The organism is Sphingomonas sp. DC5200-1, assembly GCF_049897245.1.
GTDB classification, from domain to species: domain Bacteria; phylum Pseudomonadota; class Alphaproteobacteria; order Sphingomonadales; family Sphingomonadaceae; genus Sphingomonas; species Sphingomonas aquatilis.
In genome coordinates, this window is record NZ_JAFCVW010000002.1 from 53,080 (window position 1) to 78,507 (window position 25,428).

The window sequence follows — 25,428 nt, forward strand, 5'->3', positions numbered from 1 at the left end:
TCCACTCTGCGGCGAGGGGGACGGCTTGAGGCTCGTACGTTGCCCCCGCGGCCCGGTGGACCCCGGACCAAGTCCGGGGTGACGCAGTGTGCCGGGCTAGGCTTTACCCTTACGCCACTTGATCCACAGATGCCGCGCCAGCATCGCGGGCGGCATGCGCAGCCAATGCGAGCGCACGTAGAACGCCAGCCGCGTCACCGGACGGATCGGTCGCCCCCAATCATCCCGCGCCAGCAGGCGACGGCGGAAGAGTCGGTCATTCCACCGCGGCGTCAGGCGAATACGACCCGAACTTTCGTACGCCCGAACCTGCGTCCCGAACAGCTGCTGCGACAGCCTCAACGCGCGCACCACCGCCTCGTGCAGACCATGGCGTGCCGCCTCTTCGACCAGCGGCAGGCCGAAGTCGGGATCGTCCTCCGCCGCCTCGCCATACAGGCAGTGGATATCCCACAGGTTGCGCAGGCCCCCCGCCAGATCGCCGTCAGCGAGCAGATGCGCCGCCGCTTGGACGATCATTGCCGCCGGCGACAGCACGGACAGCCCGTTACCAAGCGGCACCGCATCCGCGATCAGCGCCGCCGCGTCGGGCCGCACCCGCGCGGTCAGCGGCAGGATCGTATGGTGTACGTCGATCATCCGGTCGCGCTCCGCGTGGATCAGAGGCGGCAATTCATGCATCCAGCGCCGATAATAGGCGTCGTCATACGGATCGGGCTTCACCCATTCCCAGCCCGCCGCGATCAGCGCCGCCTCGACGGCATCCAGCGCCGCGCGCGGCACGAGGATATCGAGGTCGCCGATCGACCGCCCCTGCCCCGCCGCCAAGCCCGCTGCGACGAAGGCGGTCCCCTTCAGCAGCACGACCGGCACGCCGAGCGGCGCCAGCGCCCGCCGCGCCATCTCCGCCTCCCACAAGGCCGTGCGGCGCCCATTCTCGGCCGCGGCGCGCGCATCGCTCAGCAGCAGCGCGACGTCCTCGGGCAGTGGCAGGCCGTGCAGCCGCCACGCGAGCGTGCCCAGCAACTGTTCGGCGCGCGCCATGGTGACGAGGCCCGCCCAGTCGGTGTCGAGCGCCAGACTGGTCGGATCGGCGAGCGCGCGGGCGAGGATCAGAGCATCCGCCACAGCGCCTCCACCTGCTCCACCGCCGCCGCGCCGTCGGGATAGTCGATCGCCATCGCCGGCGTGTCGCACACCAGGCGGGTCAGTGCGTCGAATCCGGCCTCGCCCAGCATGACGTAATTGGTCGACGCCTGCGTCAGCCGCACGAACGCCTCAGATACGGCGACCGCACGCGTTTCCGCCGCAAAGCCGTGCCGCGGGAACAGCAGCAGGGCGGGCTGCGCCGGCTCGTCCATCGCGCCGACGCTCAGCGCATCGGGCACCATGTGGCGGATGTCCCCCTTGGGCGTGGCCGCCAGAAGTGGCCCCATTCGCGCGCTCGGCCAGGCCGCCATGGCCGCGGCGATCCCGTCGTTCTTCAGGCTGATCAGACGCGGAAAGGCGTGGACCAGCCCCGTCTCGGGATCGATCAGCGCGAATTCATCGCCCATGAAGCGCCAGCCGCGCGCGGCGAGCAATGTCGCCAGCGTCGATTTGCCCGCCCCGGATTCTCCCGTCATCAGCAGCGCCCGCCCATCGCGTTCGACGCACGAGGCATGGATCAGCAGATAGCGCCGGCAGCCCAGCGCCAGTTGCAGGTTCATCGCCATCTCGGCAGCGAGCAGCCCCTGCGCCAGCGGCAGCGGCGCGGCTTCGGGCAGCATATAATCGCCGCCGATCCGCACCGATGGCCGCACCCAGCGCCGCCATGGCCGCGTCGCCTCCAGCCGCACGGTGAAGTCGGGCAGGTTCGGCGAGGGGTAATAACGATACAGCTCTTCCAGCGCCGCGATCGGCGCGCGCCAGTCGCTGCCGATCCGAAAGCCGATCGGTCCGATCCGAACGCAGAAGACGTGCCTCATGCCGCCCCGATCGGCTCCGCTTCAACCAGCCCGGCCGCGACCAGCTCGTCGAGCCGCGCCGCCAGTGCATCGGAACCGCCATCGCCCAGCTCGAACGCCTCGCCGAGCCGGGCGAGCAGGCCGTCCCGATCGAGCGGTCTCGCAGCCAATACCTCGAGGATCTCGGGCGCGGGGCTGGCAAGAAGATGCGTGATCCCCGACGATCGGTGGAAGACCGCGACCAGCATATCCAGCTCGCGCCTCAGCAGCGTGTCGGGCGCCGCGGCGCGATAGCGCATCGGGTCAGCGCGGCATCTGCAACGAGGCGAAACAGGTAAAGCCGCCCTGCCCGCGCTGCAGCCGCCGGATATAGGCCATATAGGCGCGGCTGCTGTCGTAGGTCGTACCCGGCAACTGCCCGCCGGCGAGCGCGCGCTTCACCTCGTCGCCCTTGAATGGGCGACCCGGCGGCGCGAACGCGCCCTTGGTGCCCGCCGGCACGACATTGCCATATTGGTCGATATACTGGCCCGCCCGGCCCAGGTCGGGCACCGGGATCTCGCAAGTCATCACCGACGCCGCGCTCTGTGCCAGTGCCGGGCGGATCGAGACGACCGCACCCGCGGTCACCGCACCGAGCATCAGCACCCGGCGGCGCGTCGACACGCCCTCCGTCACCGGCGCAGCATCAGGCTGTCCGGCGGTCTGGTCCGCACCGTCGATCGGCGTTTCGTCGCTCATGACACCCCTGTTATCGCAAGCGTGCCTTTCATATTCGTAAGCCACTGGCAAGTATGGCGCGCGTACCGTGGCGGGACGGTCTGCCGCGGCGTTGGCGCCGCGCGCCCCGCAAATTGCGTCATGCGCCCCCTCCCGCAAGCGGTCATCCTCGGCTAGCGAGGACGCCATGCTAACCCGATTCGCCCGGCGGCTCAGCGGCGCGCTCGTCATCGCGCTCGGCACGGGCGTGGGCGTCTATGCGGTCGGCGGCAGCGTCGACGGCGCGGCGGTGACGGTGGTCGGCGCCATGGCCGCCGCGCTCGCCGCCATGGGCCGCGGCGATCAGGGACAGGCGGCCGCCCGCGCACGGGGGCCCGACGCCGATACCCTGCTCGGCGAGGTGCTCGACGTCATCGCCGAACCCGTCTTGCTCGTCCGCCGCGGCATCGTCACCTGCGCCAACGCCTCGGCCCGCTCCGTACTGGGCAAGCATATCGTCGGCGAGGACGTGCGCGTTGCCATCCGCCATCCCGCCGCCGCCGACCGCCTGGGCCCGACCGGCACGCTGCCTGGCCGCCCGGTCGAACTGGTCGGCGTCGGCGCACCCGACCAGCGCTGGGAGATGCGCACCGGCGAAACCACCGACGGCATGCGCATCGTCCATCTCGTCGACCAGAGCGGCAATTACGCCGCCGAAAAGATGCGCGTCGATTTCGTCGCCAACGCCAGTCATGAATTGCGCACCCCGCTCGCCTCGATCCTCGGCTTCATCGAAACGCTGAATGAGGAGGCCGGCGAAGACCCTGCCCTCCGCGCCCGCTTCCTGAAGGTGATGTTCGACGAAGCTCGGCGCATGCAGCGGCTGGTCGAAGACCTCATCTCGCTGTCCCGCATCGAGGCGGAGAAATACCGTCTGCCCGGCGAACGGCTGGACCTTGGCGAATTGCTGGAGGACGTCGCCGCAGAGATCGCCGCCGCGCGCAGCCCGCGCGCCGGCGACGTGTCGGTCACGATCGATCCCGGCCTGCCCGCGGTAACCGGCGACGAGGCACAGCTGTCACAGCTGTTCCACAACGTCATCGGCAATGCGATGAAATACGGCCGGGCGAATACGCCGGTGCGCGTGTCCTTGAGTCTTAACCGCTCGAAACTGGTCCAGCTCGTCGTCCGCGACGAAGGCGAGGGCATCGCGCCGCAGCACATCCCCAGACTCACCGAACGCTTCTACCGCGTCGATGCCGGCCGCAGCCGCAGCGTCGGCGGCACGGGGTTGGGCCTCGCGATCGTCAAGCATATCGTCGAACGCCACCGCGGCCGGCTGGATATCGCGAGCCGCGTCGGCATCGGCACCACGGTGACGATCGCGCTGCCGGCAGCGGAGATGGAGACGGCGGTCGCCACGCCGGCGGCGGCGAAGGCCTGACGCCGACCGGCCGGCTGCGAGTCGCGCGACGCGTCCCCCCCCACCCCGTCACCCCGGACTGGTTCCGGGGTCCACCGGGCCGCGGGGGCAGCGTGTGAGCCTCCTACCGTCCCCCTCGCCGCGGAGTGGACCCCGGAACCAGTCCGGGGTGACGGGGGAGGTGCGGCAGCCGCCTGCACATTAAAAGTGCCCTGACGGCCGCACCCGCCGCCCCACCCGCCACCCATGTCATCAAAAGGCAACAAAACCGTCACAGAGGCGGGTTGGGCGACGCGCGAGTCGCCCGCGGGGATCCGATGCGCTGTCTTCCTTCCGGCCGCTTGCTGGCCGGCTCTCTGCTGACGCTGGCGCTCTGCCTTGCAGGGTGCAAGGATCAGGCGAATGGCGGCGGCAGCGGCGCGCGTGATCAGATTGCCGTCGTCGGCTCGTCCACCGTCTATCCCTTCACCACCGCGGTGGCCGAGGCGTTCGTCGCGGACAATCCCGACGCACGATCGCCGGTGATCGAATCGACCGGCACGGGCGCCGGCATGAAGCTGTTCTGTGCCGGCATCGGTGCGGGACACCCCGATATCGAGGATGCCTCGCGCCGGATGAAGCGCAGCGAATATGCCGCCTGCGAGGCGCACGGCGTCGGGCCGGTGCTCGAAATCCAGATCGGCATCGACGGCATCGCCTTTGCGGAGGCCAAGAACGGGCCCGGCATGCGCCTGACCCCCGCCGATTTGTATCGTGCGCTCGCCGCGACGCCCTTCGGCAAGCCCAATCGCGCGAAGACGTGGCGCGACGTGAACCCGGCGCTGCCCGCGACGCCGATCCAGGTCTATGGCCCGCCCGCGACCAGCGGCACGCGCGATGCGCTCGCCGAACTGATCCTGACGCGCGGCTGCGACGCGATCGATCCACGCGCGCGCCTGCTGGCACGGAGCAAGCCCGACGCGCATCGCGCACTGTGCACGCGGGTGCGCGAGGATGGCGCCTATGTCGATGCGGGCGAGAACGACAATCTGATCGTCCAAAAACTCAGCGCCAACCCCGATGCGATCGGCGTGTTCGGTTACAGCTATCTCGAACACAATGCGGATACGGTGAACGGCGTCGCAATCGACGGCGTGCTGCCGACCTATGACGCGATCGCCGACGGCCGCTATCCGGGGTCGCGCCCGCTGTACCTCTACGTCAAGAAGGGGCATTTGCGCGCCATCCCCGGCCTCGACACGTTCCTGCGCCTGTACGCCGCGGCCTGGGGACCGGGCGGGCCGCTGGTCCGCCGCGGCCTGATCGCCGCGCCCGCTGCGGTGCGTGCGGCGTCGGCGGCGGTGATCGCGAACGAGACGCCGCTGAACCCGGCGGATTTGCCGTCGTGACGGTTGCCCACCTCACCCCGTCACCCCGGACTTGGTCCGGGGTCCACTTTGCGGCGAGGGGGCGGGCTGGAGGCTCCGGCGCTGCCCCCGCGGCCCGGTGGACCCCGGACCAAGTCCGGGGTGACGGAGTGCGTGTGGCCGGCGTCCCAAGCTCCACGCGAGCCGCAGCATGAGCGGCCTCGCCCTCGTCATCGTCGTCTTCGGCCTCGCGCTGATCGGCTGGCTCGCCGCGCGGATGCGGGCGGCGACGTTCCGCAAGCCGGGGGTCGCGCGCTTCACCGCTCTGCCCGTCCATTACGGCTATTTCGTCGCGCTCGCCGCTCTGGTGCCGCCGCTCCTGTTCCTGGCGGCGTGGAGCCTCACCTCGCCCGCGCTCGTCACCGATGCGGTGATCGCGACGCCCGCCGCCGCGACGCTGCCCCCGCCGGGCTTCGAGCGCGCCTCGATCCTGTCGGAAGCACGCGCTCTGGCGAGCGGGCGCAGCCATGTGCCGTTCCACGTGCTGTCGGTCCGCCTCGCCCCCGCCTATGCCGCCGCGCAGGCGCGCTACGACTGGATCGCCACCGCGTTGGCCTTGTGCCTCGCGATCGGCGGCGGCGCCTTCGCCTTCACGCGTGTCCGCCCCGATTTCGCCGCCCGCACGCAGGTGGAGCGCGTCGTGATGCTGCTGCTACTCTGCGCGTCGCTCATCGCGATCCTCACCACGGTCGGCATCGTCGCGTCGCTGCTGTACGAATCGGGGCGCTTCTTCGGCATCGTGCCGATCGGCCAGTTCCTGTTCGGCACGCATTGGTCGCCGCAGGTCATCCTGCCGGACGATCCCGGCGCCAGCCTGGGCGCGGTGCCCCTGTTCTGGGGTACGTTCTTCATCGGCGCGGTGATCGCGATGGCGGTCGCCGTCCCCTTCGGCCTGATGAGCGCCATCTACCTCACCCAATATGCGCATGCCGCGACGCGCCGCTGGATGAAGCCGGTGCTGGAGATGCTCGCGGGCGTCCCCACCGTCGTCTACGGCTATTTCGCTGCGCTCACCGTCGCGCCTGCGGTCCGCCAGCTGGGCCTTGCGCTCGGCATCGCGAACGCCTCGTCGGAAAGCGCGCTGGCGGCGGGCGTGGTGATGGGGATCATGATCATCCCCTTCGTATCGTCGATGGCCGACGATTCGATCGCCGCCGTCCCCGCCGCAATGCGCGACGGCAGCTTGGCGATGGGCGCCACGCAGTCGGAAACGATCCGCAAGGTGATCCTGCCCGCGGCCCTGCCCGGCGTCGTCGGCGGCATCCTGCTCGCCGTCTCCCGCGCGATCGGCGAAACGATGATCGTCGTCATGGCGGCGAGCGGCGTCGCGACGCTCACCGCCAATCCCTTCGCCAGCACCACCACCGTTACGAAGCAGATCGTCGACCTGCTGACCGGCGAGGCGGAGTTCGACAGCGCCAAGACGCTCGCCGCCTTCGCGCTCGGCCTCACCCTGTTCGTCATCACGCTGGCGCTCAACGTCGTCGCGCTGACCGTCGTGAAGCGGTATCGGGAGGCCTATGACTGATCCCCGCCCCCTCCGCGATCCCGCCGCGGTGAAGCGGCGGACGCAGCGTCGCTATGCCGCGGAACGTCGCTTCCGTCGGCTGGGCCTTGCCGCGGTCTGGCTGTCGGCGGGGTTCCTCGCCTTCCTGCTCGCGACGATGATCTGGCAGGGGGCGAGCGGCTTCCGCCAAACCCGCATCGCGCTGCCGATCGACCTCGCCGCCGCGCGCCTGCCGATCGCGCCGGCACAGCTGAAGGGCCGCGGCGCCAATCTCGCGCTCGCCGATGCGGGGCTCGAACAGGTGGTCGATGCCGCGGCGATCCATGCCTATGGTCCGCGCGGGACCGAGCTGTTGTCCGATGCCGCCTGGCTCACCGTGCGCGACGCGATCAAGCGCGATCCCGCACTGCTCGCTACCCGGACGACCTTCGCCCTCCCCACCGCGACCGACATCGACGTCGCCGCCAAGCATGACGGCACGCGCAGGGCCGAGGCGATCGTCGCCCGGCTGCAGGCACGCAGCGTGCTGTCCGAAGGGTGGGACATGCGCTTTCTCGCCGGCGCCGATGCGACCGATCCGGTGCGCGTCGGCATCTGGGGCGCGCTCAAGGGATCGCTGCTCACCATGGCGGTGACGCTGGGCCTCGCCTTCCCGATCGGCGTGCTGTCTGCGCTCTACCTTGAGGAATATGCGCCGCGGAACCGCTGGACCGACCTGATCGAGGTATCGATCAACAACCTCGCCGCCGTGCCCTCGATCATCTTCGGGCTGCTCGGCCTCGCGGTCTTCCTCAACACCTTCCACCTGCCGCGATCCGCGCCGCTGGTCGGCGGGCTGACGCTGGCGCTGATGACCATGCCGGTCATCGTCATCGCCGGTCGCAACGCGATCAAGGCGGTGCCGCCATCGATCCGCGACGCCGCCCTCGCGATCGGCGCGTCGCCGGTGCAGGTGGTGTTCGACCATGTGCTTCCCCTCGCGCTGCCCGGTATCCTGACCGGCACGATCATCGGCATGGCCCGCGCGCTGGGAGAGACCGCACCGCTGCTGATGATCGGCATGCGCGCCTTCATCGCCGCGCCGCCCTCGCGCCTGACCGATCCCGCCACCGTCCTGCCCGTGCAGATCTTCCTCTGGTCGGACGAGGTCGACCGCGGCTTCGTCGAAAAGACCAGCGCGGCGATCATCGTGCTGCTCGTCTTCCTGCTCGCGATGAACGGCCTCGCCATCTACCTCCGCAACCGTTTCGAGACCCGCTGGTGACCCCCAAGATTTCCGCTCGCGACGTCAGCGTCCGCTATGGCGACACGCAGGCGATCGACCATGTCTCGATCGACGTCGATTCGGATAACATCGTCGCCTTCATCGGCCCATCGGGCTGTGGCAAGTCGACCTTCCTGCGCACGCTCAACCGCATGAACGACACGGTCGCGAGCGCGCGCGTGACGGGCCAGATCCTGCTCGACGGCGAGGATATCTACGCCCCCGACATGGACGTCGTGCAGCTGCGCGCGCGCGTCGGCATGGTGTTCCAGAAGCCGAACCCCTTCCCCAAATCGATTTACGAAAACGTCGCTTATGGCCCGCGCATCCATGGCCTCGCGACCGCCCGCGCCGACTTGGACGATTTGGTCGAGGAATCTTTGCTCCGCGCCGGCCTATGGGATGAGGTGAAGGACCGTCTGTCCGACAGCGGCACCGCGCTGTCGGGCGGCCAGCAGCAGCGGCTGTGCATCGCCCGCGCCATCGCAGTCGAACCCGAAGTCATCCTGATGGACGAACCGTGCAGCGCGCTCGATCCCATCGCCACCGCGCGCATCGAGGAGCTGATCCACGAACTGCGCGGCCGCTACGCCATCGTCATCGTCACGCACAACATGCAGCAGGCCGCGCGCGTATCCCAACGCACCGCCTTCTTCCACCTCGGCCAGCTGGTCGAATGCGGCGCGACCAGCGACATCTTCACCAACCCGCGGGAGGAACGGACCCGCGACTATATCACCGGACGGTACGGCTAATGGTGGATCACACGGTCAAGGCATTCGACGCCGATATCGGCCAGCTGCGCGGCATGATCTCGCAGATGGGCGGGCTTGCCGAAGATGCCATCGCGCTCGCCATGCAGGCGCTCGCCCGCCCCGATCCCGAACTCGCCGCGCGCGTGCGCGCCGACGACAAGGCGATCGATGCGATCGAGGCGGAGGTGGAGCGGCTCGCGGTCCGGATCATCGCGCTGCGCGCGCCCATGGCGGTCGATCTGCGCGAGGTGGTGGCGGCGCTCAAGATCGCCGCCGTCGTCGAACGCATCGGCGATTACGCCAAGAATATCGCCAAGCGCGTGCCGATGATCGATGCCGACGGGGGCAGCCACCGCATCGAACCTTTGTCACTGCTCCCCTCGATGGCCCGCATGGCGAGCGACATGGTCCGGGCCGCGCTCGACGCTTTCGCGGCGCGTGATCCGGAAGCCGCGATCCGCGTCGTCGAAAGCGACGCCGCGCTCGACGATTTCTACGACAGCATCTTCCGCACGCTCGTCACCTACATGGTCGAGAACCCGCGCACGATCAGCCAGGTCGCCCACCTGTTGTTCGTCGCCAAGAACCTGGAGCGCGTCGGCGATCACGCCACCAACGTCGCCGAGATGGTCTATTTCGCCGCAACCGGAACCCAGATGGCCGATCGCGACCGCGACGGCGCTACGCACGAGGACATATTCTGATGGCACGCGCATCCATGCTGCTCGTCGAGGACGATGCCGCTCTCGCCGAATTGCTCATCTATCACTTCAAGCGTGAGGATTTCGACGTCGCCCATACGCCCGATGGCGAGGAAGCCTTGCTGCTCGCCAAGGAAAAGACGCCCGACATCGTGCTGCTCGACTGGATGGTCGAAGGGCTGTCGGGGATCGAGGTCTGCCGCCGCCTGCGCCGCATGACCGAAACGCAGAACGTGCCGATCATCATGCTGACCGCGCGGGGCGAGGAAGAGGATCGCATCCGCGGCCTGGAAACGGGCGCCGACGATTATGTCACCAAGCCCTTCTCGCCCCGCGAACTCGTCGCCCGCGTCAGCGCGGTGCTGCGTCGCGTCCGCCCCGCGCTCGCCGGCGAAGCGCTGACCTATGACGACATCGAGATGGACACGGTTGGCCATAAGGTCCGTCGTGGCGGCGAGGTCGTGCCGCTGGGCCCCACCGAATTCCGCCTGCTCAAGCACTTCCTGGAACACCCCGGTTGGGTGTTCAGCCGCGAACGCCTGCTCGACGCGGTATGGGGCCATGACAGCGATATCGAGAGCCGAACGGTCGACGTCCACATCCGCCGCCTGCGCAAAGCGATCAACATCGGCGACCGGCCCGATCTGATCCGCACCGTGCGCTCTGCGGGTTATTCCCTCGATTCAGGGACTTAATCGCAAAGAATCGAATCGGCGGCGAAACGAAGGAGAAAAGTCTGCGGTGGGACGTTGGGCCTCGGTGCTGACACCTGTCGGCGCATGAGGTTTCAAAGGAGATTCCCGCGATGAAGCTCATTCTGCTCGCCGCCACGGCGATGATCGCAGCGCCGGTGATGGCGCAGACCACGCCGGCCCCCGCGCCCGCCGACCAGACGATGACCCCGGCTCCGGCCGATCCCGCCGCAGCGCCCGCCGACGCGCAGACGCCGCCGCCGCCGCCCGCCGCCCCGGCACCGCAGGCGAGCATGCCGCCCGCTGAGACCACCGGCTCGCCCGCCGGCGGCTACGCGCCGACCGGCCCGGCCGTGACCGGCGGTACGCCGGGTTCGACGCTGCCCCCGGTCTTCCGTCAGGCGCCGACCCCGGATCAGGCCTTCCCGCCGCCCCCGGCGAAGGAAAGCTACCCGATCTGCAAGAAGGGCCAGTATGACGGCTGCATGCAGGCGAGCCAGGCCCCGCACAAGGCGAAGCGCCGCGCTCGTCGCTAAGCACGGCTGACCATCGGCGGGCGCGACATCCTGTGTTGCGCCCGTTCGAAGGTCCGGTATGGAAGGCGCTTCATTCCATCGTGGAAGGAGCGCCTTTTCCATGTCCAGTCCGATCCGCTTCGATGATCGCGTTGCCATCGTCACCGGAGCCGGCGGCGGCCTCGGTCGCCATTACGCCCTCGAACTCGCCAAGCGTGGAGCCAAGGTCGTCGTCAACGATCTCGGCGGCGCCCGCGACGGCACCGGCCATTCCGACGCGGCGCTCGCCGTGGTCGAGGAAATCCGCGCGGCTGGCGGCGAGGCGATGTCGAACGGCGGCAACGTCGCCGAATACGATCAGATGGTCGAGATGGTCGCCCGCGCCAAGGAAGCTTGGGGCGGCGTCCACGTCCTCATCAACAACGCCGGCGTCCTGCGCGACAAGACCTTCGCGAAGATGGAGCCCGCCGATTTCGAATTCGTGGTCCGCGTCCACCTGCTCGGCTCGGCCTTCGCCACCAAGGCGTGCTGGGAGACGTTCCGCGAACAGAATTACGGCCGCGTGCTGATGACCTCGTCATCCAGCGGACTGTTCGGCAATTTCGGCCAGGCCAATTACGGCGCCGCCAAGCTGGGCCTAGCCGGCCTCGCCAAGACATTGGGGATCGAGGGCGCGAAGAACGACATCCGCGTCAACACGATCGCCCCGACCGCCGGCACGCGCATGACCGAGGATCTGTTCCCCGCCGCCGCCTTCGAAGCCTTCGCGCCTGAAAAGGTCGCGCCCGGCGCGCTGTATCTGGTCAGCGAGAACGCGCCGAGCAACGTCATCCTGGGCGCCGGCGCCGGCGTCTTCCAGGCCTCCTATGTCACGCTGACGCCCGGTACGCTGCTGACCGGCGAAGCGCTCTCGCCCGAAGGCGTCGCCGATGCGTGGGACGCGATCGCCGACCGCCATGGCGAGATCGTGCCGAAGACCGGGGCCGAACAGGCGATGACGATCGGCAAGCTGCTCCAGGGCGGCTGAGCCGCCAGCCTGCGCGCCCCGCCGGCTCGGGCCGGCAGGGCGCCAGGGATCAGTCGACGAACGCGCGCTCGATCACATACGTCCCAGCCTTGGCGTTCGAGCCTTCCTCGAAGCCGATGCCGTCCAACATCGCCGCCGTTTCGCGGATCATCGCCATCGACCCGCACAGCATGATGCGGTCGGTTTCGGGATCGAGCTTCTTCGCGCCCTGCACCGGATCGCCGAACAGCGCCGCGCTCTCGATCAGGTCGCCGATGCGCCCCGTCGTGCGGAACGGCTCGCGCGTCACCGTCGGGATATAGTGGAACTGCGTCGCTGCTTCCTCCGACACCAACGGATCGTCGGCGAGGCGCGCCTGCAATTCGTCGTGATAGGCCAGGTCGCTGACCTGCCGCACCGAATGGACCAGGATCACCTGATCGAACATGCTGTACACGTCGGGATCGCGCGCCAGGCTGAGGAACGGCGCAAGGCCGGTGCCGGTCGAGAAGAAGAACAGCCGCTTGCCGCCAATCAACGCGTCGGTGACGAGCGTCCCCGTCGGCTTCTTCCCCATATACACTTCGTCGCCCGCCTCGATCAGCTGCAGCTTCGACGTCAGCGGCCCGTCCTCGACCTTGATCGACAGGAATTCCAGCTCCTCGGCATAATGCGGGCTGGCGATCGAATAGGCGCGCATGATCGGCTTGGCGCCCTCGCCGTCACCGGGCAGGCCGATCATCACGAACTCGCCCGAGCGGAAGCGGAAGCTCGCCGGGCGCTCGACCGCGAAGCTGAACAGCCGGTCGTTCCAGTGGCGCACCCACAGCACCTTGACGTTGGCGAACGCCTTGGTTTCGGGGATCGTCTTCGGCGTGCGGGTATCGGTCATCGCGGGCAGGACTTCGGGTTGTTCGAGAAGCGTTCGCAATATGAAGCACGCGCGCCACGGTCAACCGAAGCAAAGCTTGTCGGGACCCCGTCCGGACATTGCCGAGCCTTGCCCCCCACCCCATATCCGTTCCCGATATGGTCATCCAGATTCGCACCACCCTCGACGAGCCGGAAACCGGCCAGAGCTTCATCCCCCACCGCCCCGCGCGCCCCGACAAGGTGGAGGGCGGCCGCCCGTTCAAGCTGGTCAGCGAATATCAGCCGTCCGGCGACCAGCCGACCGCGATCGCCGAGCTGACCGCGACCGCGCGCGCGGGTGAGAAGGACCAGGTGCTGCTCGGCGTCACCGGTTCGGGCAAGACCTTCACCATGGCCAAGGTGATCGAGGAATTGCAGCGCCCTGCGCTGATCCTCGCCCCCAACAAGATCCTCGCGGCGCAGCTCTACGGCGAATTCAAAAGCTTCTTCCCCGAAAACGCCGTCGAATATTTCGTCAGCTATTATGATTACTACCAGCCCGAGGCGTATGTCCCCCGGTCGGATACGTATATCGAAAAGGAATCCTCGACCAACGAGTCGATCGACCGCATGCGCCATTCGGCGACGCGCTCGCTACTCGAACGCGACGACGTGATCATCGTCGCCTCGGTCTCGTGCCTCTACGGTATCGGCTCGGTCGAGACCTATTCGGCGATGATCTTCGACCTGAAAAAGGGCACGACCGTCGACCAGCGCGAGATCGTGCGCAAGCTCGTCGCGTTGCAGTACAAGCGCAACGACGCCGCCTTCCAGCGCGGCAATTTCCGCGTGAAGGGCGACACGCTCGAAATCTTCCCCTCGCACTATGAAGACAGCGCGTGGCGGATCAGCTTCTTCGGCGACGACATCGAAGAGATCACCGAATTCGATCCGCTGACCGGCAAGAAGGTCGCCTCGCTCAACAGCGTGCGCGTCTACGCCAACAGCCACTATGTCACCCCCGGCCCGACGCTCAAGCAGGCGGGCGAGGCGATCAAGCACGAGCTGTCCGAACGGCTGAAGGAGCTGATTGCGGAAGGCAAATTGCTCGAAGCCCAGCGCCTCGAACAGCGTACCAACTTCGACCTCGAAATGATCGCCGCGACCGGCAGCTGCGCCGGCATCGAAAATTACAGCCGCTTCCTCACCGGTCGCCTGCCCGGCGAACCGCCCCCCACCCTGTTCGAATATCTCCCCGAAAACGCCGTGCTGTTCGTCGACGAAAGCCACCAGACCGTGCCGCAAATCGGCGCGATGGCGCGCGGCGACCATCGTCGGAAGATCACGCTCGCCGAATATGGCTTCCGCCTGCCCTCGTGCATAGACAACCGCCCGCTACGCTTCAACGAATGGGACGCGATGCGCCCGCAGACGGTCAGCGTCTCGGCGACGCCCGGCAATTGGGAGATGGAGCAGACCGGCGGCGTCTTCGCCGAGCAGGTGATCCGCCCCACAGGCCTGATCGACCCGCCCGTCGAAATCCGCCCGGTCGAGGAACAGGTGCAGGACCTGATCCAGGAGTGCAAGGCGACCACCGCCAAGGGCTATCGCACGCTGGTGACGACGCTCACCAAGCGCATGTCCGAAGACCTCACCGAATATATGCACGAAGCGGGTATCAAGGTCCGCTACATGCATTCCGACGTCGAGACGCTGGAGCGTATCGAGCTGATCCGCGACCTGCGCCTCGGCGTCTACGACGTCCTCATCGGCATCAACCTGCTGCGCGAAGGCCTCGACATCCCCGAATGCGGGCTGGTCGCGATCCTCGACGCCGACAAGGAAGGGTTCCTGCGCTCCGAAACCTCACTGATACAAACGATCGGCCGCGCCGCGCGCAACGTCGATGGTCGTGTGATCCTCTACGCAGATCGCATCACCGGCTCGATGGAGCGGGCGATGAACGAGACGCAGCGCCGTCGCGAAAAGCAGGAAGCGTATAACGCCGAACACGGCATCACGCCGACGACGATCCGCCGCAACATCGGCGACATCATCGCGCACGTCAGCCAGGGCGATCAGGTCACCGTCCCCATCGACGAAGACCGCCCCCACATGGTCGGCCACAACCTGCGCGCCTATATCGAGGACCTCGAAAAGCAGATGCGTAAGGCTGCCGCCGACCTCGAATTCGAAACCGCCGGCCGCCTCCGCGACGAAATCCGCCAGCTCGAAAACGAAGAACTCGGCCTGCCCGCACACGAGCAGAAGGCCCCGATCATGGGCCGCAGCAACGAAGGCAAACCGGGGACGCGCAAAACGCGATATGGGAAGGAACAGAAGATGCGGATGGGAGGCCGACGGGGGCGGTAATCTCGCCGCCGCGGCGCTCCGCCAAAATTCTTTTCGAATTGTTCTAGGACGACAGCCTGCTCCGCCTTACAGTCGAAAGACTTAGGGGGAGTGTTTGCGTGACGGATCGTTGTTTGGCCGGCAATGCCGGCAAGAAGTCGTTGAAATTGCTTTTACGACTGTCGACGGCCGGCGTCGCCTTGGGACTGGCGGCATGCGGCGGCGGGAATGGCGGGGGCGGGACGACACCGATCGCTAATCATCCGCCGACGTTCACCTCGGTGACCACTGCCAGCGTCACCGAAAATTTCGCCGGGTCATTCTATCAGGCGGCAGCCACCGATCCCGATAACAATGCGATCACCTATTCGATCAGCGGCGGCAGCGATGCCGCACGCTTCGTCCTGGACGGCGATCGCCTGCGCTTTGCCGCCGCACCGAATTACGATCTGCCGACCGACAGCGACGAGGACAATGTCTATCTCGTCCAGATCACCGCCAGCGACGGTCAGGCCACGACGACGCTCGATCTGCGCGTAACGGTGACCAACGACCGCGAAGGCGTCGTGGTCCGCCGCATCGGCACCGGCTTCGATCGCCCGGTCGGGTTCGTCTCCATTCCTGGCGACACACGCGTCTTCGTGCCCGAACGCGGCGGGCGCATCTTCCTGTTCGATCCCACCAGCGGCACCAAGACGCTCTTTCTGACGGTCAATGTCTCGACCGCCGGCGAAGGCGGCCTCGCCGCGATCGCGCCTATGGCGGACTATGCGAAGTCGGGGCAGTTCGTCGTGCTGTACACCGCGAGCAACGGGGCGTTGATAGCGGCGATCGGCCAGCGGTCCGGCATCTTCGGGTCGCCGGCACTGACGTCCGAGACGGTGTTGTTTGCGGCCATGCCCGCCGGCGCAAGTGCCACGGGCACCGCCCAGCTCGCTGCGGACGGCAAGCTCTATATCGCCACCAGCGATGCCATCGGCGCCACCGATCCCGCCTTGGGCAGCCAGTCCGCGACGTCGACGTTCGGCAAACTGTATGTCGTCGAGCGCAACCCCGATCCCTTTGCCGGGGTCAGCCCGCAATATTTCCTCACCCGCCGCATCGCCAGCGGCCTCCGCTATCCGCGTGGCACCACGCTGCTGGATGGCCGTTTGCTGCTCGCCGATCGCGGCGGCGACAGCCGGCATGAGGTCGACCTGATCGACCCTACCGCCGGCAGCAATTTCGGCTGGCCCTATAAGGAAGGTACGGTCACCGTGCGCAGTGGCGCGCCGGCCGGCCTGGTCGATCCCGCGCTGGAATATCGCTTTGGGACGGGCCCCGGCATGGGCACCGGCATCGTCGGCGGGGTCGTCTATCGCGGCGCGATTGCCAGCCTGTCGGGCCAATATGTCTTTGCCGATCGCAGCGGCGGCATTTTCGCGACGAGTGCGGCGAAGCTGGGCGGCACGCTCGTCACCGCCAGCACGATCGAGCGGCGGCGGGCGGATTTCGCGCCGGACGTGGGGACGCTGAACGAACCCACGGCGGTCAACGCCGATGCCAGCGGCACCCTCTATATCGTCGATGCCGGTGGCGATATTTTCCGGGTGGATGCGGGCTGAGCGCCCGCATCCCGTTCACCCCGCCGCCAAATTCTCGCTGCCGACGCCGTAATAGCTCGCGACGCGATCGGCGTAGGCCTGGTCGAAGACCGGCGCGTTGTTGGACCAGCTCGGGCCGCCTTCCAGGATGCGGCGGTCGATGGTGATGACGTACAGGTCGCGGACCGGATCGAACTGCAACAGGCCGAACGGCACCGGGTAGAAGCTCTTGCCCATCCCCAGGAACCCGCCGAGGCTCAGCACGGCGTGCGTCGTGCGGCCCGATCCCTTGTGGACCATCAACGCATAGACCGCGCCCACCTGATCCCCGTCGCGGCTTTCGACCTTCAGCGAATGGGCGATATTGGCCTGCGCGAGCAGCTGGGTGGTGGCGGTCTGCGTGTCGGTGGACATCGAAAAGCTCCTGTTTCGTGCCGGGTGAACCGCCTTGTGGCCGCGCCGGTTCCATGTTCACGCGCCTTGAGCGCGCCTGCCGCTTCGCCCATAAGCCCCGCCCATGCGCCGTTTCGCCTTCAATCCTGCCCCCGGTCTCGCCATCGCCCTGCTCGCCGCGCTCGGCGCCTGCGTGCCCCAGCCGATCGCGCCGCCGGCCACGCCGACGCCCGCTCCGGTTCGCCCGCAGCCTGCGCCAGTCGCAGCGCCGCGCGGCAGCGACTGGCGCGACTGGCCGCTGACGCCGGGCACCTGGACCTATCGCCGCGATGCGCGCGGCAGCCTGGCGCTGTTCGGGATGGCGGGCAGCGACGCGTTGGTGACGCTGCGCTGCGACCTGTCGGGCCGTCAGATCTTCCTGTCGCGCGCCGGCAGCGTGCTCGCACCGGTGACGATCCGTACCACCAGCACCACGCGCGCCCTGGCGATGCGCCCGACCGGCGGCACACCGCCATATGTCGCGACCACGCTCGCGCCCAACGACAGCCTGCTCGACGCGATGGGCTTCAGCCGCGGACGGTTCGTGGTGGAGCAGCCCGGCAGCGGCACGTTGGTCCTGCCCGCCTGGGCGGAGATCGAGCGCGTGACCGAGGATTGCCGGCGCTAGCCCAAAGGCCCGGGGCCAAGGGGCGCGATGCTCGTGCAAAACGCGTTGCATTACAAGTCTTGCATGTGGCCGCGGCGATGCGCACATTGCCGGTGTGGCGGGGGTCCCCGGCACATGGCTATCACAAGCGAAAGGAGGTGATCCGATGTCTCATGGTTCAGCAGTGGGGTCGGTTCAGTTCGTTCGGGGGACTGGCTTCTAACACCCGATACGGCGGCACCGGGGGGTATCCTCCCCCAATCAACGATGCCGTCATGGGTTGAAGAGGCCTCATGGTCTCCCGGGCTGGAGCTCTCCGGCCGCTGACCATGTTTGGGGGGTGTCGGGTCGCCGGGAGGCGCCCGGCACCCTCTTCTCATTTCGGGCTACAGGAAGCGGTGCATTATCAAAGCATCGACCGGGCCCAGCCGAGGATGGTCGAACGCCTCGGGCACCCGCCCGACGATCGCAAAGCCCAGCGCCTGCCACAGGTTCGCCGCGACCGTGTTGCTGGCGAGCACGAAATTGAATTGCATCGCCCGAAAGCCCGCGGCCCGCGCCGCGTCGAACGAATGCTCCGCCATCGCCCGCGCGACGCCCTGCCCCCGCGCCGCTTCGGCCGTGACATAGCCCGCATTGGCGACATGCGCGCCGCCGCCCGCCTGATTGGCTTGAATGTAATAACTGCCTAGCAGCACGCCATCGCGCTCGGCCACGAACACGTGATGCGCCGCCGCGAACCAATGGTCCGCGATGGCCGCCGGGGTCATGTCGCGCGGCAGGGCATAGGCCTCGCCCAAGGCGATCACAGGCGCGAGCATCGCGACGGTGCCCGCCACGTCGTCGGGGTTTGCCGCGCGGATCGTCGGCGCCGTCACGCCGCTGTCCGGTGCGACGGGGTCTCCTCGATCAGCGTGTAGAGCATTGTCTCCTCCCCTCCGATCCGACGCAGCAGCTGCTGCAGGATCTGCCGCGTGGCGGCCCCGAAGGCAATCCAGTCGTCCGCGATCCGCTCCGCCGGCCAGGCCGCGATATAGGCGCGGTAGCGGTCGGCCAGCGCCCCCATCTCCGCCGCGAAACGCGTCGCGACCTCCGCCGCGCGCGGGTCCCGCCCTGCGCGCAACCGGGGATAGAGCAACGCATCCTCCTTCGCGAGGTGCGCCAGCAGCTTGCGGGTCAACAGCCAGCGCGCCTTTCCCAAACGCGACGGATCGCAATGCGGCGCCGCCACGCAGGCCAGCAGCGCTGCGGCCAGCTCGCGCAACTCGTCATGTTCGGCGGAGAGCGTCTTCCTGCTCAGCATGGCCATCCCCCACAGATTCGACGTAGTATCAAATACTAAGCCGCCTCGGTTTCCGCCGGGTAAATATGGGGCATTGTTACGTTCCATAGCGGCGCCAGAACGAATCGTTGTGTAAACACAACAGATCGTGCAGAATGGACGCATGCACAACCGCATCGCCCTGTTCCGGAACGACCGCAACGTGTCGCGGCGCGAGCTGGCGGAGGCGGTCGGCGTCAACCCGCAGACGATCGGCTATCTCGAACGCGGCGACTACAACCCCAGCCTCGAATTGGGCCTGAAGATCGCCGCCTATTTCGATTTGCCGGTCGAGATGATCTTCTCGCTCGCCCCCTTCCCCTCGCTCACCGACGCGCTGCGCCGGGCCGGAGACGCCTGATGGGCTATGACAGTCGCCGCTGGACCGGGCGCTATGCACCGGGAGAGATGCCGCCGGAGTTCGCCGGTGGCCGGCCCTATCGGCGTCGTTCTTTGCGATGGTGGCTGATGGCCGCCGTGGTCGTCAGCCTTGGCCTAGCTCTCGTCCAGTTCTGGGTGCCGGGCGACCAAAGAACCGGCCTGCCAATCGGATGGTTCGTCGTCATCGGCATCATGAACATGGGCTCGGGCCGCTCACCCTTCGCCAAGGGAGGCTGGATGCAAGACTCGTACGACGAGTTCGAACGCGCGGCCCTGATGCGCGCGACACAGCGCGCCTATTGGGTCGTCACATTGCTCGGCGCCGGTGCGTTCGGCTGGTGCGCACTCGCCACGTCCTATGGCTGGCCGATGCCGCACCGCTGGGGCGACTGGGCGGTCTGGGGCCTCGCGCTTGCCGCCACCGCCTCCAACCTGCCCACCCTGTTCGCCGAATGGGCGATCCCGTTTCCCGATTCCGAGGACGCCGCATGAGCTACCGCGACGGCTACGACATCCGCAAATGGCAGGCGCACGAAATCAAGCAGCGTCCGCGTCGATACTGGGTTCGCTGGGGCATGAGCGCTGGCCTCCTCTTCGTCCTCACGATTCCCGTCCTCGCGATGGTCGGCGCCTATGATCGCGGCACCGTGCTGCCGAACGTCATGCCGATGAGCATGCTGCTGCTCATCACCTCGCTCCAGTCCCCTTTCACGCGCGAGGCGTGGCTGAGTCCGGCCGGATTTGCGACCTTCGACGAGTTCGAACGTACCGCGCTGTCGGACGCGATGCGCCGCGCCTATCTCATCGACATCCTCGTCGTCAGCATGCTGTTCGTCTGGCTGATGCTCGCCAGCCGTCTCGGCTGGCCGATGCCGGCGACCACCAGCCAATGGGGCGCGATCGGCTATGCCACGGTGATGACCATGCTGACGCTCCCCGTCCTCTTCGCCGAATTCATGGTGCCGATGCCCGACCAGGAGGATGAATCGCTATGACCGACAAGACGCCCCTTCAGCGCCTCGACGCGCTCGTCGGCTGGACCGGCATTCCGGCGCTGTCGCAGCACCCACCCCGCCGTCGTCCCTTGCGCTGGCCCGCGACGATCGCGCTGGCCCTGGCCTTCGCCGGCATTGCCCTGTCGCTCAGCCGCGGCATGCAAACGCCGCTCGCGCTCGCCGGCTATGGCATCGAGATGCTGGGCTTCGCACTCGCCATGGTCGTCAAGATCGTAGGCCCGCTCAAACCCTATGGCGGCACCGAAAAGACTGACGAATGGGACCGTGCCGTCCGCGCCCGCGCCTATCTGTGGACCTTCGCCGTCTTCGCGATCACGACGATGCTCGCGCTGTTCGCGCTGATGGCCGGCCTCGCGCTCGACTGGCCCAAGCCTGCGCTGATGCAGGGCGCGGCACAGACGCTGTTCCTGCTCTTCACCATCCTAAACGCCACCCCCGCCGCCCAAGCGAGCTGGGCAGTCCGCTGGCAGCAGGACGACGATCAGGCGGGGTGAGCATTGCGATCGTAGCGAAGCACTCCACGGCGTCCTGGTCCGGCTCTGGATTGCTTCGCTACGCTCGCAATGACGAACGTGAAGTAGCGCGCCAGAACCGCACAAGCCCAGAGGCAGCGCTATCAGCCGTTTGGAGCCGGCGTCTGCATCACGCCGGCTGCAACAACCCTTCCTTCGCAATCTTGTCGCGCCACACCAGCGGGGCGAGCTGGTGGACGTTGTTGCCCTCGCTATCCACCGCGACGGTGACGGGGAAGTCGCTGACCTCGAATTCGTAGATCGCTTCCATCCCCAGATCCTCGAAGCCGACGACCTTGCTGCCCTTGATCGCGCGCGCGACCAGATAGGCGGCGCCACCGACCGCCATCAGATAGGCACTCTTCGCCTCGCGGATCGCATCGGTCGCGGCGGGGCCGCGCTCCGCCTTGCCGACGCAGGCGAGCAACCCCTGATCCAGCATCATGCGCATGAACTTGTCCATGCGGGTGGCCGTGGTGGGGCCGGCGGGACCGACGACCTCTTCACCGACCGGATCGACCGGGCCGACATAATAGATCACCCGGCCCCGGAACTCGACCGGCAGTTCCTCGCCCTTCGCCAGCATGTCGGCGATGCGCTTGTGCGCGGCGTCGCGACCCGTCAGCATCTTGCCGTTCAGCAGCAGCCGGTCGCCCTGCTTCCACGACTGCACCACCTCCGGCGTCAGCGTGTCGAGGTCGACGCGGATCGCGGCCTTGTCAGGCGTCCAGTTGACGTCGGGCCATTCCTCCAGCTTCGGCGCCTCCAGATAGGCCGGGCCGCTGCCGTTCAGCGTGAAATGCGCGTGGCGGGTCGCGGCGCAATTGGGGATCATCGCAACCGGCTTGCCCGCGGCATGGCACGGCGCGTCCTTGATCTTGACGTCGAGGATCGTGGAGAGGCCGCCCAGTCCCTGCGCGCCGATGCCCAGCGCATTGACCTTGTCGAAAATCTCGATGCGCAGCGCCTCGATATCGTTCTTCGGCCCGCGCGCCTTCAGCGGCCCCATGTCGATCGGCTCCATCAGCGCCTGCTTGGCGAGCAGCACGCAATGCTCCGCGGTGCCGCCGATGCCGATGCCCAGCATGCCCGGCGGGCACCAGCCCGCGCCCATCTGCGGCAGCATCTCGATCACCCAGTCGACGATCGAATCGCTGGGGTTCATCATCTTGAACTTCGACTTGTTCTCGCTGCCGCCGCCCTTGGCAGCGACGTCGACCGAGACGGTCGCACCCGGCACCATCTCGACATGCAGCACGCAGGGCGTGTTGTCGCGGGTGTTGCGGCGGGTGAAGGCGGGGTCGGCGAGCACGCTGGCGCGCAGCTTGTTTTCGGGGTGCAGGTACGCCCGGCGCACGCCCTCGTCGATCACCTCCTGCATCGATCGGCTGTTGTCGTCCAGGCGGCAGTCCATGCCCCATTTGACGAAGACGTTGACGATGCCGGTGTCCTGACAGATCGGGCGATGCCCCTCGGCGCACATGCGGCTGTTGGTCAGGATCTGCGCGATCGCATCCTTGGCGGCCGGGCTCTGTTCAGCCTCATAGGCGTCGCCCAGAGCGCGGATGTAATCCATCGGGTGATAGTAACTGATGAATTGCAAGGCGTCGGCGACGCTGTCGATCAGGTCGGCGGCGCGGATGGTCACGGGCAGGCTGGTCACGGGCGAAAGCTCCTTCGGGAAGCAGCCTTTACCCCCCGGCTGCGCCCCCGCCAAGCATCGCCGCGATACGGCCGCTTCGGGCCCCTTTGCAGGGATTTATCAAGGATCGGGGGGGTATTCGGGTCGTATGAATCGCATGACCCGACCTCAACCTCTCGATATGCGGGGACCGGACGCGTCGGCGATGACGATTCTGGGCGTGCGCTACGACAGCCCGGGCTATGTCGTCGTGTCGCTCGGGCAGCGGCTCGGCATGGTCGCGACGCTGTGGCCGCTGGCCTGTGCGTCGCTCGCCGCAATGTCCGTGCTGCTGGGCGTGGGCGCCCATGCGACGGGCCTCTCCCTGCCCTTCGTCATCGCCATCCTGCTGATGATCGCAAGCGCCAGCGTGCTGTGGTTCGCCGCGTTTGGGCAGCATAGCGATCGCTGGCCGGTGTTCCAGCGCGTGCGCGTCACCGGGGTCGCCGCGCTCTCCATCGGTGGCGCGCTGGCCGTGCTCGCCGCCGATCTGCCGCACGGGTCGTTCGCCATCGTCTGCTGGGTCAGCATCGCGGCGACGGTCGCGCTGGTCGCCCTCGCGCTCCAGCCGATCCGCATCGCCACGCTGTCGCTGGCGGTCGGCTTTTCGCTGATGCCCGCGGCGGCGGGTCATATCCTCGCCACGCTCGCCGCGCTCCCCTTCGTCATCGCCTTCGGCTTCGTGATCGTGCGCCTCGCCCGGATCGATGCGCGCACCGCTTATGATCACATGATCGACAGCGGCAACGGCCGCCTCGCGCTCAAGATGATCGCCGAATTCGAAGATCACGGCACCGGCTGGTTCTGGGAAAGCGACCGGCAGGGCCGGCTGACCTATCTGTCGCGCAAGGTCGCCGACGATCTGGTCCAGAACGGCCAGCCGCATCCGATCGGCCAGTTCCTCACCGACGTCTTCCGCATGGACGGCGCGGCGATCGGGACCGAGCGCACGCTCGCCTTCCATCTGTCGTCGCGCACCGCCTTTGCCGATTACATGATCTGCGGCGCGGGCGACGCGCCGGAGGTTGCCGAACGCTGGTGGTCGATGTCCGGCCGGCCGATGATCGACGATCTCGGCCGCTTCGGCGGCTTCATCGGTTCGGGCAGCGACCTGACCGAAAAGCGGCGTTCGGATGCCGAGATCACGCGCCTCGCCCTGTTCGACAGCCTGACCGGCCTCGCCAACCGTCAGCGCATGCGCCACAGCCTCGACAAGACACTGCAGCAGCAGGCGATCACGCACAGCCCCGCCGCGCTGTTCCTGATGGACCTCGACCGGTTCAAGGCGGTGAACGACACCTTGGGCCATCAGGCGGGCGACGAGCTGCTGAAACAGGTCGCGCAGCGCCTGCAACGGATCGTCGGCGATGCCGGCCTCGTCGGGCGCCTCGGCGGCGACGAATTCCAGGTCCTGCTGCCCGGCAACGACCGCCGCGACGCGCTCGCGCTTCTCGCCCGCGACCTGATCGCCGGTCTGTCGCAGCCCTATTTCGTCGCCGCCACGTCGGTGACGATCGGCTGTTCGATCGGCATCGCGATCGCGCCGCAGGACGGGAAGGATGCCGAGGCGCTGATCCGCAACGCCGACCTCGCGCTCTATGCCGCCAAGGCGGACGGGCGCGGCGTCCACCGTTTCTATTCCGACGACATGCTGGCCGGCGCGAAGAGCCGCAAGGCGCTCGAAGACGACATGCGCCTCGCGCTGACCGAGGGCGGCTTCGTCCTCCATTATCAGCCCGTCGTGTCGACCAAGGACGCGAAGATCGTCGGCTATGAAGCGCTGATCCGCTGGCACCATCCGGTACGCGGGCCGATCTCGCCAGCCGATTTCATCCCGGTTGCCGAGGAATGCGGACTGATCGAGCCCTTGGGCGAATGGGTGTTGCGCACCGCCTGCGCCGATGCCGCGCGCTGGCCGGGGGACGTGCGCGTCGCGGTCAACGTCTCGCCGATCCAGTTCGCCAACCCTGCCTTCCCCGCGCTCGTCACCTCCGCGCTCGCGCATAGCGGCCTGCCCGCGCGCCGCCTGGAATTGGAGATCACCGAAGGCGTGTTCCTCGCCGGCTCCGGCTCGACCGATGCGATGTTCAAGGCGCTGAAGGCGATCGGCGTCCGCCTGGCGCTGGACGATTTCGGCACCGGTTATTCCAGTCTCGGCTATCTGCGCACCGCGCCGTTCGACAAGATCAAGATCGACCAGAGTTTCGTGCGCGGCGCCGCCGCGCCGGGCAACCGCAACGCCGCGATCATCCGCGCGATCGTTTCGCTCGCCGAGACGCTGGGGATGGAGACGACCGCGGAGGGCGTCGAGATCCAGGACGAGATCGATCTGGTCCGCGATCTCGGCTGCAGCCACATCCAGGGCTATGTCTATGGCCGCGGCGTGCCTGCCGCCGACGTCATGGCGCAGCTCGGCGAAGCCGCGCCCGCCCACCCCGTCGGCCACCGCATCAGCCGTGCGCCGCGCACGCGCATGCTGCGCTCCGCCCGGATCGAGATCGGCCGCAAGCAGGGTGACGTACGCATCCGCAACATGTCGAGCAGCGGCGCGCTGATCGACGGCATCACTATCGATGGCGAAGCGGTGGGCGTCGATGTGATGCTTGAGGTGGCGGAGGACATGATGGTCGCCGCGCGCATCGCCTGGGCGCATGACGGCCGCGCCGGCGTCGCCTTCAACGAACGCATCGACCTCGACCGGCTCAGCACTCTACAGAACCGCCTGCGCCACGGCTGACCCGACGTCACAGTCCCGGCGTTAAACACGCATTTACCAT

General features: G+C 67.7%; 26 protein-coding genes. 17 read left to right on the forward strand and 9 right to left on the reverse strand.

Features of this window, described 5'->3' with window-relative positions; genetic code table 11:
- Positions 1-96: 96 nt before the first annotated feature.
- The 4 genes from ACP7A3_RS03530 to ACP7A3_RS03545 are packed head-to-tail and all read right to left on the reverse strand — an operon-like array spanning position 97 to position 2,687.
- On the reverse strand, positions 97-1,128 hold the full coding sequence (locus tag ACP7A3_RS03530) for a nucleotidyltransferase domain-containing protein (protein WP_426255312.1): 1,032 nt from the start codon (positions 1,126-1,128) through the stop codon (positions 97-99).
- On the reverse strand, positions 1,113-1,967 hold the full coding sequence (locus tag ACP7A3_RS03535) for an HprK-related kinase A (RefSeq protein WP_426255311.1): 855 nt from the start codon (positions 1,965-1,967) through the stop codon (positions 1,113-1,115). The genes ACP7A3_RS03530 and ACP7A3_RS03535 overlap by 16 nt, the downstream gene beginning before the upstream one ends.
- Positions 1,964-2,245 (reverse strand): HPr-rel-A system PqqD family peptide chaperone, encoded by a 282-nt coding sequence (locus ACP7A3_RS03540; protein WP_426255310.1) that lies wholly within the window; start codon positions 2,243-2,245, stop codon positions 1,964-1,966. The genes ACP7A3_RS03535 and ACP7A3_RS03540 overlap by 4 nt, the downstream gene beginning before the upstream one ends.
- A gap of 4 nt (positions 2,246-2,249) precedes the next feature.
- Positions 2,250-2,687, reverse strand: coding sequence for a hypothetical protein (locus ACP7A3_RS03545; protein WP_017979513.1), 438 nt, complete (start codon positions 2,685-2,687; stop codon positions 2,250-2,252).
- A gap of 166 nt (positions 2,688-2,853) precedes the next feature.
- Between ACP7A3_RS03545 and ACP7A3_RS03550 the strand changes: the two genes are divergently transcribed.
- The 9 genes from ACP7A3_RS03550 to ACP7A3_RS03590 all read left to right on the forward strand — a co-directional run bounded on the left by ACP7A3_RS03550 (position 2,854) and on the right by ACP7A3_RS03590 (position 11,935).
- Positions 2,854-4,089, forward strand: a complete 1,236-nt coding sequence (locus tag ACP7A3_RS03550; RefSeq protein WP_426255309.1) for a sensor histidine kinase — start codon at positions 2,854-2,856, stop codon at positions 4,087-4,089.
- 296 nt (positions 4,090-4,385) lie between these two features.
- Entirely contained in the window at positions 4,386-5,456 is a 1,071-nt protein-coding gene (locus ACP7A3_RS03555; RefSeq protein ID WP_426255308.1) for a substrate-binding domain-containing protein, read from the forward strand.
- Positions 5,457-5,625: 169 nt separating this feature from the next.
- Positions 5,626-7,002 (forward strand): phosphate ABC transporter permease subunit PstC, encoded by a 1,377-nt coding sequence (pstC, locus tag ACP7A3_RS03560; RefSeq protein WP_426255307.1) that lies wholly within the window; start codon positions 5,626-5,628, stop codon positions 7,000-7,002.
- The gene (pstA, locus tag ACP7A3_RS03565) at positions 6,995-8,245 is read left to right on the forward strand and encodes a phosphate ABC transporter permease PstA (RefSeq protein ID WP_426255306.1); all 1,251 of its coding nucleotides are present in this window, start codon (positions 6,995-6,997) and stop codon (positions 8,243-8,245) included. Before pstC ends, pstA begins: the two co-directional genes overlap by 8 nt.
- Positions 8,239-9,000 (forward strand): phosphate ABC transporter ATP-binding protein PstB, encoded by a 762-nt coding sequence (pstB, locus tag ACP7A3_RS03570; protein WP_221204744.1) that lies wholly within the window; start codon positions 8,239-8,241, stop codon positions 8,998-9,000. The genes pstA and pstB overlap by 7 nt, the downstream gene beginning before the upstream one ends.
- Entirely contained in the window at positions 9,000-9,704 is a 705-nt protein-coding gene (gene phoU / locus ACP7A3_RS03575; RefSeq protein ID WP_017979519.1) for a phosphate signaling complex protein PhoU, read from the forward strand. The genes pstB and phoU overlap by 1 nt, the downstream gene beginning before the upstream one ends.
- Positions 9,704-10,396 carry a phosphate regulon transcriptional regulator PhoB gene (gene phoB, locus ACP7A3_RS03580; RefSeq protein ID WP_020486556.1) on the forward strand — a complete coding sequence of 231 codons (693 nt, stop codon included), beginning with the start codon at positions 9,704-9,706 and terminating at the stop codon, positions 10,394-10,396. Before phoU ends, phoB begins: the two co-directional genes overlap by 1 nt.
- Before the next feature lie 110 nt (positions 10,397-10,506).
- Positions 10,507-10,929: a hypothetical protein gene (locus tag ACP7A3_RS03585; protein ID WP_017979521.1), complete on the forward strand. Its 423-nt coding sequence runs from the start codon at positions 10,507-10,509 to the stop codon at positions 10,927-10,929.
- 100 nt (positions 10,930-11,029) lie between these two features.
- Positions 11,030-11,935 carry an SDR family NAD(P)-dependent oxidoreductase gene (locus tag ACP7A3_RS03590; protein WP_295564330.1) on the forward strand — a complete coding sequence of 302 codons (906 nt, stop codon included), beginning with the start codon at positions 11,030-11,032 and terminating at the stop codon, positions 11,933-11,935.
- A gap of 49 nt (positions 11,936-11,984) precedes the next feature.
- Here the strand turns inward: ACP7A3_RS03590 and ACP7A3_RS03595 are convergent, their stop codons facing one another.
- Positions 11,985-12,806, reverse strand: coding sequence for a ferredoxin--NADP reductase (locus tag ACP7A3_RS03595; RefSeq protein ID WP_043060734.1), 822 nt, complete (start codon positions 12,804-12,806; stop codon positions 11,985-11,987).
- 137 nt (positions 12,807-12,943) lie between these two features.
- Here ACP7A3_RS03595 and uvrB point away from each other — a divergent pair, with 137 nt between their 5' ends.
- Both uvrB and ACP7A3_RS03605 read left to right on the forward strand, forming a co-directional pair.
- Entirely contained in the window at positions 12,944-15,139 is a 2,196-nt protein-coding gene (gene uvrB / locus ACP7A3_RS03600) for an excinuclease ABC subunit UvrB (protein ID WP_426255305.1), read from the forward strand.
- A 98-nt stretch (positions 15,140-15,237) separates the two neighbouring features.
- The gene (locus ACP7A3_RS03605; RefSeq protein WP_426255304.1) at positions 15,238-16,722 is read left to right on the forward strand and encodes a PQQ-dependent sugar dehydrogenase; all 1,485 of its coding nucleotides are present in this window, start codon (positions 15,238-15,240) and stop codon (positions 16,720-16,722) included.
- 15 nt (positions 16,723-16,737) lie between these two features.
- Here the strand turns inward: ACP7A3_RS03605 and ACP7A3_RS03610 are convergent, their stop codons facing one another.
- On the reverse strand, positions 16,738-17,115 hold the full coding sequence (locus ACP7A3_RS03610) for a PRC-barrel domain-containing protein (protein WP_426255303.1): 378 nt from the start codon (positions 17,113-17,115) through the stop codon (positions 16,738-16,740).
- A gap of 103 nt (positions 17,116-17,218) precedes the next feature.
- Here ACP7A3_RS03610 and ACP7A3_RS03615 point away from each other — a divergent pair, with 103 nt between their 5' ends.
- A complete protein-coding gene (locus tag ACP7A3_RS03615) occupies positions 17,219-17,761 on the forward strand; it encodes a hypothetical protein (protein ID WP_426255302.1) in 543 nt (180 codons plus the stop codon).
- A gap of 365 nt (positions 17,762-18,126) precedes the next feature.
- Here the strand turns inward: ACP7A3_RS03615 and ACP7A3_RS03620 are convergent, their stop codons facing one another.
- Together ACP7A3_RS03620 and ACP7A3_RS03625 are read right to left on the reverse strand one after the other, a co-directional pair.
- Positions 18,127-18,618 carry a GNAT family N-acetyltransferase gene (locus ACP7A3_RS03620; RefSeq protein ID WP_426255301.1) on the reverse strand — a complete coding sequence of 164 codons (492 nt, stop codon included), beginning with the start codon at positions 18,616-18,618 and terminating at the stop codon, positions 18,127-18,129.
- Positions 18,615-19,049: a hemerythrin domain-containing protein gene (locus ACP7A3_RS03625; RefSeq protein ID WP_426255300.1), complete on the reverse strand. Its 435-nt coding sequence runs from the start codon at positions 19,047-19,049 to the stop codon at positions 18,615-18,617. Before ACP7A3_RS03625 ends, ACP7A3_RS03620 begins: the two co-directional genes overlap by 4 nt.
- Before the next feature lie 136 nt (positions 19,050-19,185).
- On the opposite strand from ACP7A3_RS03625, the gene ACP7A3_RS03630 reads away from it, so the two are divergent.
- Genes ACP7A3_RS03630 through ACP7A3_RS03645 form a run of 4 tightly spaced genes read left to right on the forward strand, consistent with a single transcriptional unit; the run spans position 19,186 to position 20,952 of the window.
- On the forward strand, positions 19,186-19,422 hold the full coding sequence (locus tag ACP7A3_RS03630; protein ID WP_426255299.1) for a helix-turn-helix transcriptional regulator: 237 nt from the start codon (positions 19,186-19,188) through the stop codon (positions 19,420-19,422).
- Entirely contained in the window at positions 19,422-19,934 is a 513-nt protein-coding gene (locus tag ACP7A3_RS03635; RefSeq protein WP_331361573.1) for a hypothetical protein, read from the forward strand. Before ACP7A3_RS03630 ends, ACP7A3_RS03635 begins: the two co-directional genes overlap by 1 nt.
- Positions 19,931-20,437, forward strand: coding sequence for a hypothetical protein (locus ACP7A3_RS03640; protein ID WP_426255298.1), 507 nt, complete (start codon positions 19,931-19,933; stop codon positions 20,435-20,437). The genes ACP7A3_RS03635 and ACP7A3_RS03640 overlap by 4 nt, the downstream gene beginning before the upstream one ends.
- On the forward strand, positions 20,434-20,952 hold the full coding sequence (locus ACP7A3_RS03645) for a hypothetical protein (protein ID WP_426255297.1): 519 nt from the start codon (positions 20,434-20,436) through the stop codon (positions 20,950-20,952). The genes ACP7A3_RS03640 and ACP7A3_RS03645 overlap by 4 nt, the downstream gene beginning before the upstream one ends.
- Positions 20,953-21,100: 148 nt before the next feature.
- On the opposite strand, the gene ACP7A3_RS03650 is transcribed toward ACP7A3_RS03645, so the two are convergent.
- On the reverse strand, positions 21,101-22,633 hold the full coding sequence (locus tag ACP7A3_RS03650; protein WP_426255296.1) for a fumarate hydratase: 1,533 nt from the start codon (positions 22,631-22,633) through the stop codon (positions 21,101-21,103).
- 184 nt (positions 22,634-22,817) lie between these two features.
- On the opposite strand from ACP7A3_RS03650, the gene ACP7A3_RS03655 reads away from it, so the two are divergent.
- The gene (locus ACP7A3_RS03655; RefSeq protein WP_426255295.1) at positions 22,818-25,388 is read left to right on the forward strand and encodes a putative bifunctional diguanylate cyclase/phosphodiesterase; all 2,571 of its coding nucleotides are present in this window, start codon (positions 22,818-22,820) and stop codon (positions 25,386-25,388) included.
- Positions 25,389-25,428 lie beyond the last annotated feature (40 nt).

Excerpts from the sequence above, each read along its gene's own strand:
- uvrB (WP_426255305.1), top strand. The coding sequence starts at position 12,944 with ATGGTCATCCAGATTCGCACCACCCTCGACGAGCCGGAAACCGGCCAG.
- ACP7A3_RS03535 (WP_426255311.1), bottom strand. The coding sequence starts at position 1,967 with ATGAGGCACGTCTTCTGCGTTCGGATCGGACCGATCGGCTTTCGGATC.
- ACP7A3_RS03610 (WP_426255303.1), bottom strand. The coding sequence starts at position 17,115 with ATGTCCACCGACACGCAGACCGCCACCACCCAGCTGCTCGCGCAGGCC.
- ACP7A3_RS03555 (WP_426255308.1), top strand. The coding sequence starts at position 4,386 with ATGCGCTGTCTTCCTTCCGGCCGCTTGCTGGCCGGCTCTCTGCTGACG.
- phoB (WP_020486556.1), top strand. The coding sequence starts at position 9,704 with ATGGCACGCGCATCCATGCTGCTCGTCGAGGACGATGCCGCTCTCGCC.
- ACP7A3_RS03550 (WP_426255309.1), top strand. The coding sequence starts at position 2,854 with ATGCTAACCCGATTCGCCCGGCGGCTCAGCGGCGCGCTCGTCATCGCG.
- ACP7A3_RS03585 (WP_017979521.1), top strand. The coding sequence starts at position 10,507 with ATGAAGCTCATTCTGCTCGCCGCCACGGCGATGATCGCAGCGCCGGTG.
- ACP7A3_RS03640 (WP_426255298.1), top strand. The coding sequence starts at position 19,931 with ATGAGCTACCGCGACGGCTACGACATCCGCAAATGGCAGGCGCACGAA.
- ACP7A3_RS03540 (WP_426255310.1), bottom strand. The coding sequence starts at position 2,245 with ATGCGCTATCGCGCCGCGGCGCCCGACACGCTGCTGAGGCGCGAGCTG.
- pstC (WP_426255307.1), top strand. The coding sequence starts at position 5,626 with ATGAGCGGCCTCGCCCTCGTCATCGTCGTCTTCGGCCTCGCGCTGATC.
- ACP7A3_RS03645 (WP_426255297.1), top strand. The coding sequence starts at position 20,434 with ATGACCGACAAGACGCCCCTTCAGCGCCTCGACGCGCTCGTCGGCTGG.
- ACP7A3_RS03630 (WP_426255299.1), top strand. The coding sequence starts at position 19,186 with ATGCACAACCGCATCGCCCTGTTCCGGAACGACCGCAACGTGTCGCGG.
- ACP7A3_RS03545 (WP_017979513.1), bottom strand. The coding sequence starts at position 2,687 with ATGAGCGACGAAACGCCGATCGACGGTGCGGACCAGACCGCCGGACAG.
- ACP7A3_RS03615 (WP_426255302.1), top strand. The coding sequence starts at position 17,219 with ATGCGCCGTTTCGCCTTCAATCCTGCCCCCGGTCTCGCCATCGCCCTG.
- ACP7A3_RS03625 (WP_426255300.1), bottom strand. The coding sequence starts at position 19,049 with ATGGCCATGCTGAGCAGGAAGACGCTCTCCGCCGAACATGACGAGTTG.
- phoU (WP_017979519.1), top strand. The coding sequence starts at position 9,000 with ATGGTGGATCACACGGTCAAGGCATTCGACGCCGATATCGGCCAGCTG.
- pstA (WP_426255306.1), top strand. The coding sequence starts at position 6,995 with ATGACTGATCCCCGCCCCCTCCGCGATCCCGCCGCGGTGAAGCGGCGG.
- ACP7A3_RS03655 (WP_426255295.1), top strand. The coding sequence starts at position 22,818 with ATGACGATTCTGGGCGTGCGCTACGACAGCCCGGGCTATGTCGTCGTG.
- ACP7A3_RS03590 (WP_295564330.1), top strand. The coding sequence starts at position 11,030 with ATGTCCAGTCCGATCCGCTTCGATGATCGCGTTGCCATCGTCACCGGA.
- ACP7A3_RS03635 (WP_331361573.1), top strand. The coding sequence starts at position 19,422 with ATGGGCTATGACAGTCGCCGCTGGACCGGGCGCTATGCACCGGGAGAG.
- ACP7A3_RS03595 (WP_043060734.1), bottom strand. The coding sequence starts at position 12,806 with ATGACCGATACCCGCACGCCGAAGACGATCCCCGAAACCAAGGCGTTC.